The organism is Massilia litorea (assembly GCF_015101885.1).
Classification (GTDB): Bacteria; Pseudomonadota; Gammaproteobacteria; order Burkholderiales; family Burkholderiaceae_D; genus Telluria; species Telluria litorea.
The window spans coordinates 2298531-2311263 of record NZ_CP062941.1; the positions used below are offsets into that span (position 1 = coordinate 2298531).

General features: G+C 63.4%; 14 protein-coding genes and 1 other RNA gene. 10 read left to right on the forward strand and 5 right to left on the reverse strand.

Annotated features, from left to right (window positions below):
* Positions 1-221: 221 nt before the first annotated feature.
* Together LPB04_RS10160 and LPB04_RS10165 are read left to right on the forward strand one after the other, a co-directional pair.
* Positions 222-1850, forward strand: a complete 1629-nt coding sequence (locus LPB04_RS10160) for an alpha-glucosidase family protein (protein WP_193688553.1) — start codon at positions 222-224, stop codon at positions 1848-1850.
* Complete coding sequence (locus LPB04_RS10165; protein WP_193688554.1) at positions 1850-3700, forward strand: glucokinase; 1851 nt, start codon at positions 1850-1852, stop codon at positions 3698-3700. The genes LPB04_RS10160 and LPB04_RS10165 overlap by 1 nt, the downstream gene beginning before the upstream one ends.
* Positions 3701-3892: 192 nt before the next feature.
* On the opposite strand, the gene LPB04_RS10170 is transcribed toward LPB04_RS10165, so the two are convergent.
* Positions 3893-4354 (reverse strand): hypothetical protein, encoded by a 462-nt coding sequence (locus tag LPB04_RS10170; protein WP_193688555.1) that lies wholly within the window; start codon positions 4352-4354, stop codon positions 3893-3895.
* 141 nt (positions 4355-4495) lie between these two features.
* Between LPB04_RS10170 and LPB04_RS10175 the strand changes: the two genes are divergently transcribed.
* The gene (locus LPB04_RS10175; RefSeq protein WP_227496693.1) at positions 4496-4873 is read left to right on the forward strand and encodes a YfeK family protein; all 378 of its coding nucleotides are present in this window, start codon (positions 4496-4498) and stop codon (positions 4871-4873) included.
* Positions 4874-4950: 77 nt separating this feature from the next.
* On the opposite strand, the gene LPB04_RS10180 is transcribed toward LPB04_RS10175, so the two are convergent.
* The 3 genes from LPB04_RS10180 to groES all read right to left on the reverse strand — a co-directional run bounded on the left by LPB04_RS10180 (position 4951) and on the right by groES (position 7435).
* Entirely contained in the window at positions 4951-5370 is a 420-nt protein-coding gene (locus tag LPB04_RS10180; protein ID WP_193688556.1) for a UPF0158 family protein, read from the reverse strand.
* 92 nt (positions 5371-5462) lie between these two features.
* Positions 5463-7109: a chaperonin GroEL gene (groL, locus tag LPB04_RS10185; RefSeq protein ID WP_193688557.1), complete on the reverse strand. Its 1647-nt coding sequence runs from the start codon at positions 7107-7109 to the stop codon at positions 5463-5465.
* A 35-nt stretch (positions 7110-7144) separates the two neighbouring features.
* Positions 7145-7435, reverse strand: a complete 291-nt coding sequence (gene groES / locus LPB04_RS10190; RefSeq protein WP_193688558.1) for a co-chaperone GroES — start codon at positions 7433-7435, stop codon at positions 7145-7147.
* Between the two features lie 497 nt (positions 7436-7932).
* Between groES and LPB04_RS10195 the strand changes: the two genes are divergently transcribed.
* The 6 genes from LPB04_RS10195 to LPB04_RS10220 all read left to right on the forward strand — a co-directional run bounded on the left by LPB04_RS10195 (position 7933) and on the right by LPB04_RS10220 (position 10074).
* Positions 7933-8208 carry a hypothetical protein gene (locus LPB04_RS10195; protein ID WP_193688559.1) on the forward strand — a complete coding sequence of 92 codons (276 nt, stop codon included), beginning with the start codon at positions 7933-7935 and terminating at the stop codon, positions 8206-8208.
* Positions 8205-8516 (forward strand): cell division protein ZapA, encoded by a 312-nt coding sequence (locus tag LPB04_RS10200; RefSeq protein WP_193688560.1) that lies wholly within the window; start codon positions 8205-8207, stop codon positions 8514-8516. Before LPB04_RS10195 ends, LPB04_RS10200 begins: the two co-directional genes overlap by 4 nt.
* Before the next feature lie 46 nt (positions 8517-8562).
* A non-coding RNA gene (gene ssrS / locus LPB04_RS10205) (6S RNA) lies at positions 8563-8744 on the forward strand.
* An 87-nt stretch (positions 8745-8831) separates the two neighbouring features.
* Positions 8832-9299 (forward strand): EVE domain-containing protein, encoded by a 468-nt coding sequence (locus LPB04_RS10210; protein ID WP_193688561.1) that lies wholly within the window; start codon positions 8832-8834, stop codon positions 9297-9299.
* Between the two features lie 65 nt (positions 9300-9364).
* Positions 9365-9679: a metalloregulator ArsR/SmtB family transcription factor gene (locus LPB04_RS10215; RefSeq protein WP_193688562.1), complete on the forward strand. Its 315-nt coding sequence runs from the start codon at positions 9365-9367 to the stop codon at positions 9677-9679.
* The gene (locus LPB04_RS10220) at positions 9676-10074 is read left to right on the forward strand and encodes a hypothetical protein (protein ID WP_193688563.1); all 399 of its coding nucleotides are present in this window, start codon (positions 9676-9678) and stop codon (positions 10072-10074) included. Before LPB04_RS10215 ends, LPB04_RS10220 begins: the two co-directional genes overlap by 4 nt.
* A 22-nt stretch (positions 10075-10096) precedes the next feature.
* Here the strand turns inward: LPB04_RS10220 and LPB04_RS10225 are convergent, their stop codons facing one another.
* Positions 10097-10918, reverse strand: coding sequence for an AraC family transcriptional regulator (locus tag LPB04_RS10225; RefSeq protein WP_193688564.1), 822 nt, complete (start codon positions 10916-10918; stop codon positions 10097-10099).
* 131 nt (positions 10919-11049) lie between these two features.
* On the opposite strand from LPB04_RS10225, the gene LPB04_RS24365 reads away from it, so the two are divergent.
* The gene (locus LPB04_RS24365; protein WP_193688565.1) at positions 11050-12708 is read left to right on the forward strand and encodes a methyl-accepting chemotaxis protein; all 1659 of its coding nucleotides are present in this window, start codon (positions 11050-11052) and stop codon (positions 12706-12708) included.
* The last annotated feature ends 25 nt before the right edge of the window (positions 12709-12733 follow it).

The window sequence follows — 12733 nt, forward strand, 5'->3', positions numbered from 1 at the left end:
AGACGCGATCCTATGACGCCGTTGGGGTCTTTGCAACTAAAAAAATCAGCTCATCCAGAGGCTTCGTAGTTTTGCTACTTCATCCTGAGGAAGTACAACTGTTAATTTTATTTAAGTCTTTGAATGTAAAGGAAATATGCATGAAAAATGCAGCTGGGTGCAGATTGTAAAATTGAAAAAGCTGCTGTATATTGCGTAAAAACCACCAACCGGACCTCGTCATGACCCAGACCTCCACGCACAACAATGACTGGTGGCGCGAAGCCATCATCTACCAGGTGTACCCGCGCAGCTACCTCGACACGAACGGCGACGGCGTGGGCGACATCCCCGGCATCACCGCGAAGCTCGACTACATCGCGAGCCTGGGCGTGAACATCGTCTGGCTGTCCCCTTACTTCAAGTCGCCGATGAAGGACTTCGGTTACGACATCTCCGACTACTGCGACGTCGATCCGCTGTTCGGCACCCTGGCCGACTTCGACGCGATGGTCGCCAAGGCGCATTCGCTCGGCCTGAAAATCATGATCGACCAGGTGATGGCGCACACGGCCGATGCGCACCCGTGGTTCGCCGAGAGCCGCTCCAGCCGCGACAACCCGAAGGCCGACTGGTATGTCTGGGCCGACGCTGCCCCGGACGGCAACCCGCCGAACAACTGGATGTCGGTCTTCGGCGGCTCCGCCTGGCAGTGGGACACGCGCCGCAAGCAGTACTACATGCACAACTTCCTGGTCAGCCAGCCGCAACTGAACTTCCATAACCCGGACGTGCAGAAGGCCCACCTGGACGCGCTGCGTTTCTGGCTCGAGCGCGGCGTCGACGGCGTGCGCATGGACGCGTGTAACTACCACTTCCACGACACCCAGCTGCGCAGCAATCCGCCGGCGACCACCCGCGACACGGCCTCGGTCACCGACGTCAACCCCTACGGCATGCAGTCCCACATCTACGACAAGACGCGTCCGGAAAACATCGCCTTCCTGCAGCAGATCCGCGCGCTGCTGAACGAATACAGCGCCGTCTCGATCGGCGAAGTCGGTGCCGACGACGCCCTGGCCTGCATGGCCGAGTACACGGCCGACGGCGACAAGCTGCACATGGCCTACAGTTTCAACCTGCTCACGCCGCAGTTCACGGCCGCGCACATCCGCACCCAGGTCGAGGAATTCGAAGCGCGCGTCAAAGGCGGCTGGGCGTCCTGGTCGGTCGGTAACCACGATGCGATCCGCGTCGTCACGCGCTGGCGCGGCGAGGATGCGCCAGTGGCGTTCGCGGCGATGGTGCTGGCGATGCAGCTGTCCCTGAAAGGCACGCCTTGCCTGTACCAGGGCGACGAACTGGCGCTGCCGGAAGCGGATGTGCCGTATGAACTGCTGCAGGACCCGTACGGCATCACCTTCTGGCCGGAATTCAAGGGCCGCGACGGCTGCCGCACCCCGATGCCGTGGACGAATGCCGCGCCCAACGCCGGCTTCACCACCGGCACGCCCTGGCTGCCGGTCGCGGTGCCGCATCTTGCCGCGTCCGTGTCGCAGCAGGAGTTCGACTCCGCATCGGCCTTGAACGCGGCGCGCCGCATCATCCACTGGCGCCAGAAGCTGCCGCAGCTGACCCGTGGCGACATCTCCTTCTTCGATGCGCCGGAGCCGGTGCTGGCGCTGCGCCGCACGCTCGATGGAGAGCCGACCGTGCTGGCCGCCTTCAACCTGTCGAACGCGCCGGTAACGATAGCCTGGCCGGAGACGGCGGGCGCGCACGACCTGGAAGGCCACGGCCTGCCGGGCGAAGCGGCAAACGGCCGCGTCACGCTGCCGGCTTACGGCGCCTGGTTCGGTACGCTCGCCTGATGGGCAACGCGCCCGACGCCGAGAAATTCGAGCGCACCGCGTTCGCCGACGGCCCGCGCCTGCTGGCCGATATCGGCGCCACGCACGCGCGCTTCGCACTGCAGACGGCGCCCGGCACCTTCCGCCATGTGGCCGTGTTGAAGTGCGAGGAGTTCGACGGTGTCGATTCGCTGGTGCGCTTCTACCTGCGCGACCACCTCGACCTGAACCTGCAGCACGCCGCCTTTGCGGTGGCCAATCCCGTCAACGGCGACCAGGTACGCATGACGAACCGCGCCTGGGAATTCTCGACCGAGGCGGTGCGGCGCGAGCTGGGCCTGTCGACGCTGCTGGTGGTGAACGATTTCACGGCGCTGGCGATGGCCATTCCCGTGCTGCTGCCTGCCGACCTGCTGCAGGTCGGCGGCGGCAAGCCGGCGGCGAATGCCGTCATCGGCGTGCTGGGGCCGGGAACGGGCCTCGGCGTCTCGGGCCTGATTCCCACGAGCGACGGCTTCGTCACCCTGGGCAGCGAAGGCGGCCACGTGAACTTCGCGCCCGGCGACGAGCGCGAGTTCGCGATCCTGCGGCACGCCTGGCGCGCCTGGCAGCACGTGTCGAACGAACGCCTGATTTCCGGGCCCGGCATGGAATTGATCCATGAGGCGCTGGCCTTGCGCAATGGCGTGCAGGCCCCAGGCCGTACGGCCGCCGACATCCTGGCCGCGGGCCTGGATGAAAACGATGCCCTGTGCATCGAGGTGCTGGAAGTCTTCTGCGGCATGCTGGGCGCCGCGGCGGCGAATCTCGCCGTGACCCTGGGCGCCTTCGGCGGCATTTTTATTGGCGGCGGCATCGTGCCGCGCATGGGGGAGTGGTTCGCACGCTCTCCCTTCCGCGCGCGCTTCGAGGCCAAGGGACGCTTCTCGCACTACCTGGCCGACATTCCGACCTATGTCATCACGACGCCGAACCCCGCCTTCCACGGGGTCGCGACCATCCTCTCCGAACACCTGCGTGGCCGTAGCGGCGCCAACACGCTGATGGACCGCATCAAGGGGCTGCGCCACGAGCTCACGCCCGCCGAGCAGCGCGTGGCGACGCTCGTGCTCGAGCAGCCGCGCCTGGTGCTGAACGAACCGATCGCGGATATCGCGCGCGGCGCGGAAGTCTCGCAGCCGACCGTGATCCGCTTCTGCCGCTCGCTCGGCTTCCTCGGCCTGGCCGATTTCAAACTGAAGTTCGCGAGCAGCCTGACCGGTGCGATCCCGGTGCGCCACAGCCAGGTGAGGAACAGCGACAGCACGCATGACCTGTCGGCGAAGGTGATCGACAACACCGTGTCGGCGATTTTGAAATTCCGCGACGGGCTCGACGTGCACACGCTGGACCGTGCGATCGAGCTGGTGAGCCGCGCACGCCGGGTCGAGTTTTACGCGCTGGGCAATGCGCGCGTGGTGGCGCTCGACGGCCAGCATAAATTCTTCCGCTTCCGGATTCCGACCGCGCTGTACGGCGACTCGCACCTGTTCGCGCTGGCGGCGGATCTGCTCGGGCCGGGCGACGTGGTGATCGCGATCTCGAATTCGGGGCGCTTGCCGGAGCTGCTGCAGGCGGTCGACATCGCCCGTTCGCGCGGCGCCGACGTCATCGCCATCGGCAACAGCCAGTCGCCGCTCGCACGCAAGGCCAGCGTGTGCCTGGCGGTCGATCACGCCGAGGACAGCACTGTGTTCCTGTCGATGATTTCGCGGATCCTGCAGCTGCTGTTCATCGACATCATGGCGGTGGGCTTGTCGGTCGATGCGCATAATGGGCGAGAAGGCGACGTCGAGCAGCGCAGGCTCTTGATTTCACACCTGGACAGTTGAGAAACGTAGGGTGGGCACTTGTGCCCACGCGGTCTGACATGTGCGTCGATGCGGCTTCAACACCATCGCTCACGCGCGCGAAAAAATGTCGGTACTCGTTTCGACTGCTTCATGGTTCGACCGCGTGGGCTCAAGAGCCCACCCTGCGTCATGCGTCCGTTAACGATGTTGTCGATTTCGCGTCGCGCAACATCAATCCGCCGATTTGGTCTCCACCCGCCGAATCCCGCGCCGCCACTCGTCGAGCGATACCACCGTATCGTTCGCCGTGTCGTCCACCAGAATCTGCTCGCCCGTTTTCGCCACCAGAAAACTCTCGCGCCGCTGCACCTTGTCCGCACGGTTCTCGACAAAACTCAGCTGCCAGTACGACATGCCGTTGATGACGCGCGGTGTCGGGTCGTCTTCGATCACGGCCCCGTGCGCCTTGCCGCGCGAGCGCTTTTCGATGTCCTGCGACCAGGCCTTCACTTCCGGCAACGCCAGCAGTGCGGCCATCGCCTGTTCGCGCGTGACGGCCGGTTCGGCCTTCTGCTGCACGATGGGCTTGGCCGGCTGCGGCGGCGCGGCCGGCGGCTGCCTGTCCTTGCAGCCGGCAAGCAGGGCCGCGGCCAGCAGGGAGAAACTCAGCAACTGTGCGCCGCGTGAAATCATGATGGAACCTCGTGGAAAACGTGCGGCCATACTAGCCGATGTGTAGATGCCGGGCAATCTCGGCATGCCGGCCTGACGGACGCTTCCCGGTGTGGGTGCTAGACTCGTCGCATGTTCGTTTGCCACCCCGGAGGAAACACGATGACCGTATTTCGATTTGCGGGCGCCATGCTGCTGGTCGCCACCCTGCACGGCGCGGCGCTTGCGGCGCCGGAACCGAAGGCGCAGGCCGAGATTGCGCACCTGCTCGACTACGTGGCGACGCCGGGCTGCCAGTTCAACCGCAACGGCAGCTGGCACGACGGGTCGGAGGCGCGTGCGCATCTGCAGAAGAAGTACGACTACCTCGTCAAGCGCGACCTGGTCACGAACGCGGAGTCGTTCATCGAGCGTGGAGCGACGCAGAGCAGCATGAGCGGCAAGCCGTATCTCGTGAAGTGCGGGGGAGGGAAGGCGGTGGCCAGCGCGGTGTATATGAAGGAGGAGTTGAAGCGGTTTCGGGGGAAGGCGAGCCAGTAAATCGTGCGCCGGTCCCGGGCAGTGTTTTCACGCGAACGGTTTGCAGCCGCACATGCGTGGGCATGCCCACGCGGATGCTAGCCCAACTGCAAACCGTTCTCCTCGCACCACCCCGCCAGCACCGCCCGCGTCTGCGCCTCGCGGAAGTCATGCCAGCGCTCCGTCAGGCCACGCTCCTCGACCAGTTCGCTGAAATGGCGATACGCATCCGAACGCTTGAACATCTGGCGTACGCGATCGGCATCGTCAGCCATCGCTGCGTCGGCGAAATCGAACACCAGTTCCAGCCCGAGATCGAGCTCGCTCATGTGTGGCACGGAAATGTAGCGCTCCGAGGTATCGATATCGTCCGGCAGGGACGCCAGTTCCCCATCGACCATCTCCGAGCGGATGTGCACCTGGCCCGTATCGAGGGATACCCAGGCTTTGTCCGGGGTTCCCGGCTCCGACACAATCAATACCGCATCCTCGAGGTCTTCCGCATTCACGACAGGCATCGCAATCTCCCAAAAGTAAAAGCCCGCAAGGCGCGAACCGTGCGGGCTTTTCAAACTGCAGCAGGGCGCCGGCGAACCGGCGCCCAAGGACATTACATCATGCCGTCCATACCGCCCATGCCGCCCATACCACCCATGCCGCCCATGCCGCCGGCTGGCTTGTCTTCAGCCAGTTCCGACACCATGCAGTCGGTGGTCAGCATCAGGCCGGCGATCGACGCTGCGTTTTGCAGTGCCGAGCGGGTGACCTTGGCTGGGTCCAGCACGCCCATTTCGACCATGTCGCCGTAGGTGCCGTTGGCGGCGTTGTAGCCGTAGTTGCCGGTGCCGCCCAGCACTGCCGAGACGACGACCGATGCTTCTTCGCCTGCGTTCTGGACGATCATGCGCAGCGGCTCTTCCATTGCGCGCAGGACGATCTTGATGCCGGCTTCCTGGTCAGGGTTGTCGCCCTTGACTTGCAGGTTGGCGCGGGCACGCAGCAGGGCGACGCCGCCGCCTGGCACGATGCCTTCTTCAACGGCTGCGCGGGTGGCGTGCAGCGCGTCTTCCACGCGTGCTTTCTTTTCCTTCATTTCGACTTCGGTGGCAGCGCCAACCTTGATCACGGCAACGCCGCCGGCCAGCTTGGCCACGCGCTCTTGCAGCTTTTCGCGATCGTAGTCCGAGGTCGCTTCTTCGATCTGGACGCGCACCATCTTGACGCGCGCTTCGATGTTTTCAGCCGAACCTGCACCGTCGATGATGATGGTGTTTTCCTTGCCGACTTCGATACGCTTGGCCTGGCCGAGTTCAGCCAGCGTGACCTTTTCCAGGGTCAGGCCGACTTCTTCCGCGATCACCTGGCCGCCGGTCAGGACAGCGATGTCTTCCAGCATGGCCTTGCGACGGTCGCCGAAGCCAGGCGCCTTGACGGCAACGGTCTTCAGGATGCCGCGGATGTTGTTGACGACCAGGGTCGCCAGCGCTTCGCCTTCGATGTCTTCGGCGACGATCACCAGCGGACGGCCGGCCTTTGCAACTTGCTCCAGTACCGGCAGCAGGTCACGGATGTTCGAGATCTTCTTGTCGCACAGCAGAACGAACGGATTGTCGTGGATGGCGACTTGCTTGTCCGGGTTGTTAATGAAGTAAGGCGACAGGTAGCCGCGGTCGAACTGCATGCCTTCGACGATGTCGAGTTCGTCGTTCAGCGACTTGCCGTCTTCGACGGTGATGACGCCTTCCTTGCCGACTTTTTCCATCGCTTCAGCGATGCGCTCGCCGATCGAGTAGTCCGAGTTGGCCGAGATCGCGCCGACCTGGGCGATTTCTTTCGAGGTGGTGCATGGCTTGGAGATCTTGGCCAGCTCTTCGACGGTGGCAGCAACTGCCTTGTCGATGCCGCGCTTCAGGTCCATCGGGTTCATGCCGGCGGCAACGAACTTCATGCCTTCGCGCACGATGGCTTGTGCCAGCACGGTCGCGGTGGTGGTGCCGTCGCCGGCGTTGTCGCTGGTCTTCGAAGCGACTTCCTTGACCATCTGCGCGCCCATGTTCATGAGCTTGTCTTTGAGTTCGATCTCTTTCGCGACCGAGACGCCGTCCTTGGTGACGGTCGGGGCGCCGAACGAGCGGTCCAGCACGACGTTGCGGCCTTTAGGACCCAGGGTGACCTTGACTGCATTGGCGAGGATGTTGACGCCTTCAACCATCTTGGCGCGCGCTGCGTCGCCGAAAATTACTTCTTTAGCTGCCATTTTTTATTTCTCCGAGAGATATTCTGAGGGGAGGATTACTTGACCAGCACGGCCATGATGTCTTCTTCGCGCATCACCAGCAGTTCCTGGCCGTCGACCTTGACGGTCTGGCCCGAGTACTTGCCGAACAGGACGCGGTCGCCAACCTGGACTTCCAGTGCACGCAGCGTGCCGTTGTCCTGGACTTTGCCATTGCCGACGGCGAGGATCTCGCCCTGGTCCGGCTTCTCGGCGGCTGCATCAGGGATGATCAGGCCGGAGGCAGTCTTGGTTTCCTGGTCGAGACGCTTCACGATAACGCGATCGTGCAGAGGGCGAAGGTTCATGCAAAACTCCTTTATTCAGTGGTTTGGACTAGCTTTGTTTGCGTTGATTGCCGCGTCGCATACTGCGCCGCAGCTTTGAAAGAGGTTGTTAGCACTCTCATCTAACGAGTGCTAATTATAGGGACGACATCAGGGTATTTCAAGCGGCGATGTTGCAAAATAAATTGCAAGAGCTTGTTTTGCCTCAACTGCCGGGATGACGCGGCAGCTTGCTGGGCCGTGGCCGGCGCAGGTACGGAGCGGAGAGACTAGCACCGATGCCAAGACGGCTGACGCACTGTTGGTGGGGAATTGATCGGTGTCAAACGAGGGGATGGAAGGCGATAAGGACTGCGCTTCCGGATATGCAGGCGCAGCGCTGCTACCGAAATGCAGCCAGATAAGCCTTGCCGCGCGCGGCTACCCGCCGCGACGCTATACACTGTGGTCCCCGCCGGGCAGGGCGCAGGCTGTGCTCTCCTGTTGACTGTCTAACCAGAACAGACCTATAGTTACGAATGATTTCCGAATTCCAAGACCTATCCGACAAAATCGAGCGGCTCGCCGAGCTGGTCGTGTCGCTGCGCAGCGAGAATGCGCAACTGCGCCAGACCAACCTGTTACTGAACGAAGTGAACATGGCGCTCGTCGAACGCCTTGTCGAGGTCCAGCACAAGGTCGAAGCCGTGATCGAGCAATTGCCTGCGCCGGAAGAAGCGGAAGACGCGGAAGGTAGCGCGGAAGAGAGCGCGGCAGACGCCGCCGAACCCCTGGATGCCGAGGCTGCCCGATGATTTACCTGGATGTGACGATCATGGGCCAGCCTTACCGCCTGGCCTGCAAGGAAGGCGAACAGGCGACGCTGCGCGATGCCGTGCGCTATCTCGACGGCAAGATGACCGCGCTGCGCGATTCGGGCAAGGTCAAGGGCAACGACCGCATCGCGGTCATGGCCGCGCTCAGCGTGGCCGCGGAATTCCTCTCGGTGAAGTCGCCGCAGGGACCGCTGTCGGACATGACGATGCTCGAAGTGAAACAAAAACTCGAAGCGATGCACAAGGTCCTCGACCACACCCTGGCGCCGCAGGAAAATTTGTCCTGACCGGGCAAATTCGTTTGACATGACGGTTCAAGCGAGTAAACTGCGAGGCACCCTGCGGTGTTCGAGATTGCCATATATTCCTTGAACCATTTACATGCATAGGTTGCGGGATAGTGTTTGATGGGCGTGAGCGTCGCTAGTTCGACGAACCCGAAATTGAACTGACTGTGACCACCTTGAGCCATCAGGTTCGGGATGCCGGCAAAAAACGGCACAGGCGGGGCTACATTCCATGAAGCGGTTGCGAGCAAAAGCACGCAGCCGCTTTTTTACGCGCGCAGGTTTTATCGGCCTGCTTTTTTTTCAGGAGATCCGATGCGCTACTGGTTGATGAAATCCGAGCCCGATGAAGTCAGTTTCGACGACGTTCTCGCCGCACCGGGCCAGACCGTCGCCTGGTTCGGCGTAAGAAACTATCAGGCCCGCAATTTCATGCGCGACGCCATGCAAATCGGCGACGGCATCCTGTTTTATCACTCCAGTTGCGCCGTTCCCGGTGTCGCGGGAATAGCGGAAGTGGCGAGCGGCCCTTATCCCGACGCTACCCAATTCGACAGTGCCGGCAAATACTTCGACCCGAAAGCGACACAGGCGCAGCCGCGCTGGATATCGGTCGACGTCCAGGCGAAAGAAAAGGGGCGCTATTTGACGCTGGCCGAGATGCGCGCCATGCCCGTATTGGAAGACATGGTCCTGCTGCAGAAAGGCAGCCGCCTTTCCATTTCGCCGGTGACGAGCGGGCAGTGGAATGCGATCCTGGAATTCGTGCGCACGAAAGATTGAGGAGCTTGCGGTTCGGTGCGCGAAAGCGCTTGCAATAGTTCGATGGTTAGCTAATAATCGATTCCATGAGCACCGTATTCAAAGCCCTCTCCGATCCGACCCGCCGCAAGGTGTTGCAGCTGCTGCAGGCCGGACCCATCGGTGCGGGAGAATTGGCGGCGATGTTCGACGTTTCCAAGCCGACCATGTCGGCGCACTTCGCCGTGCTCGTCAACGCCGGCCTGATCGAGGCCGACAAGCAGGGGCGCACGGTTACGTACCGCTTGAAGCTGTCGGTGCTGGAAGAGGCCTTGCTTGCCTTTGCCCAGACGTTTGGATTGCAGGTCACGCGGCCGCAACCCGGCCATCTCGATGTCGGATCGAACGAGGAGAAGTCATGAAAAGCACTTTCCCGCTGGGCCGTGCCTTGCTTGGTGCGGTAATGATCGTCGGCGCGTGCGCAGCCCTGAAATGGGCCGCGCCGGAACACTTGTCGCTCGAGTGGTCGCAACGCCTGACCGGTGCCTTGCTCGGCTTTGTCGTGGTGTTCTACGCGAACGCGATTCCGAAATCGCTGACGGCGCTGGCGCGCTTGCGCTGCTCGCCCCAGGCCGAGCAGGCGGCGCGCCGCTTCGCTGGCTGGAGCCTGGTGCTGGGCGGACTCGGCTACATGCTGGCCATGCTGTTCGCGCCGCTGGCCTCCGCGCACCTGCTCGGCGGTGGCGTGCTGATCGTGGCGCTGGCCGCGGCCCTGTGGCGCTGCTTCGGCGCCGGTTCGGCGGCCGCCCGCGGTTGAGGAGGGCGCCGCCTCAGGCAACTCAGGCGGCCCGCTTCAGCCATTCGCGCGGCGAAGCACCCATCTGCGCAGTAAAGGCGCGCGTAAACGTGGACGGACTCGTATAGCCCGTGCGGCTGCTGACGAGTTTGACCGGCATGCCCTGGCGCAGCAGCCTGCCGCCGAGGGCGATGCGCCAGCGGCTGAGATATTCGCCGGGCGGAATCCCCATCACCTCGCGGAAATGTTCCACGAAGCTGGCGCGCGACATGCCGGCGAGCCTGGCCAGTGCGGCAAGGGTCCACAGCTCGTGCGGGCGCTCGTGGATCGCCGTCAGCGCCGCCGACACCTGGCGGTCCGCCAGGCCGGCCAATAAGCCCAGCGACAATTTTCCGTTGTCGAATTCGCGACGCACTACCTGGACCAGCAACACATCGCACAGCCGGTCCAGGATCAATTCGCGGCCGGGCGCCGTGCCTGCCGCCTCGCCGAACAGCAGATCGAGTGTCGGCCCCAGCCCAGCGATCTCGGCCAGCGGCATATGCAGGCAGCCGGGCAGCACCCGGACCAGCGGATTGGCCTTGCCCCCTTCGAAGACGATGTCGGCGCACAGCAGCAGGGCAGTGTGCCCGGCGGGAACCTGCAAGCGATGGTTGGTGCCGTGCGGATAAAGAACCAGCGAAGGCAGGTCGATGCGCAGGAGCGCGCCATCGTCGTGCACGAACTCGACCGGCCCCTGGCGCACCAGATGCAGGTGGCCGGCACTGCCATTCTCATGGAACTGGTTGGCGTCGCAAAACGGACCGTTGTAGAAGATGCGGGCGCTGAATGCCTGGCGCCCCAGCAAGGATGACAGTTTGTCCATTTCAATAAAGTTCGACGCAGAGCCGCGTATTCTGGACGATTCGCGTAGTTTCCGTGTGGAAATTATCGTCAAATTCGTCGAAAATGCAACGCTTTGCCGGCAGCCCGCCGCTTTCTGTCCACTCTACTGTCATGAAAAACCTCCGGATCAAATACCTCATCGCAACGGTGACCAGCGCACTGATTGCCGTGACCCTCGCCGTTGGCGGCCTCGGTTATTTCTCGACCCAGCGTGCGGTCGAATTGCTCGAGAACTCGACCTTGCGCACTGCCAACCAGCAGCTTGCCCTGGCAAGCATGGTGCACCGCATGGAAACCAATCGCAGCCAGCTGCTGCAGGCGCTCCAGCACAATCCCGACAGCAAATATGCCGTCATGCATGACCACCCCCTGGCAAACCACTTCAACAATATCAACAGCAACACGGCCGCGCTGCTGGCGGAGCGCGACAAGCTGCTCGATTCCTTGCGCAGGCCCGAAACGCGAGCAGCCGTCGCCCGCTGGCGCCAGGACAGCCAGGAATTTGGCGTCGAGCTGATCGGCAACGCCGCGCGCGCGCTCGAGGGCGGCGATTGGGACAAGGCGCAGGAGATCCTGATCCGCCAGGTCAACCCGAGCTACCTGAAGGGCCAGCAAGCCTACAAGGCCCTGCAGGATTACATGAGCACGCGCAACGTTCACGAGAGCGAGGCACTCCATGCCGAACTGCGCAGCCTGAACCGCCTGATTGTCGGTGCCATCGCGTTCGCCGTCCTGCTCGCCGTTGCGGCTACGCTGTACCTGGTCGCGGCCATTACCCGTCCGCTCGGCACCGCGGTCGACCTGGCGCGGCGCGTCGCCGGCGGCGACCTGAGCGCGCAGATCGTGGTCGATACACGCAACGAATTCGGCCAGCTGCTCGGCGCCTTGCGCGACATGAACACCAGCCTGGCCGGCATCGTGGGCGAGGTGCGCAGCGGCAGCGACGTCATCGCCACGGCCTCAAGCCAGATCGCCGCCGGCAACATGGACCTGTCTTCGCGTACCGAACAGCAGGCCAGCTCGATCGAGGAAACGGCCGCGTCGGTGGAGGAGCTCACCACGACGGTGCGCCAGAATGCGGACAATGCGCGCCAGGCCAACGGCCTGGCGGCCTCGGCCTCGGATGTGGCCACGCGCGGCGGCGCCGTGGTGCGCGAGGTCGTCGGTACGATGGGCGCCATCAACGATTCGGCGCGCAAGATCGTCGACATCATTGCCGTCATCGACGGCATTGCGTTCCAGACGAACATCCTGGCGCTGAACGCCGCCGTCGAGGCCGCCCGTGCCGGCGAACAGGGCCGCGGCTTTGCCGTCGTCGCCTCCGAAGTGCGCAGTCTCGCCCAGCGCTCGGCCGGCGCGGCAAAGGAAATCAAGGCCTTGATCACCGACTCGGTCGAGAAAGTCGACAGCGGCAGCCGCCTGGTCAACCAGGCAGGCACGACAATGGAAGAAATCGTCCATAGCGTACGTCGCGTGGCCGCCATCATGGAGGAGATCACGGCGGCGACGAGCGAGCAGAGCGCAGGAATCGAACAGATCCACGAGGCCGTCAGCCAGATGGATCAGGTCACCCAGCAGAATGCCGCCCTGGTCGAAGAAGCCGCCGGCGCCGCACAGTCGCTGCAGGACAGCGCGGCCGGGCTGGTGCAGCGGGTCAGCGTTTTCAAGCTCGGCCACGCTGTGCATGAGCGGCGTCCCGGCGTGCGTCCGGCTGCCGCGTATCCGAAGCTGGAAAGGGCCGCCACCCGGGCGGAGTGGGCCGCGTTCTGAAGCGCGTCGCTACGCTGGCGGACGG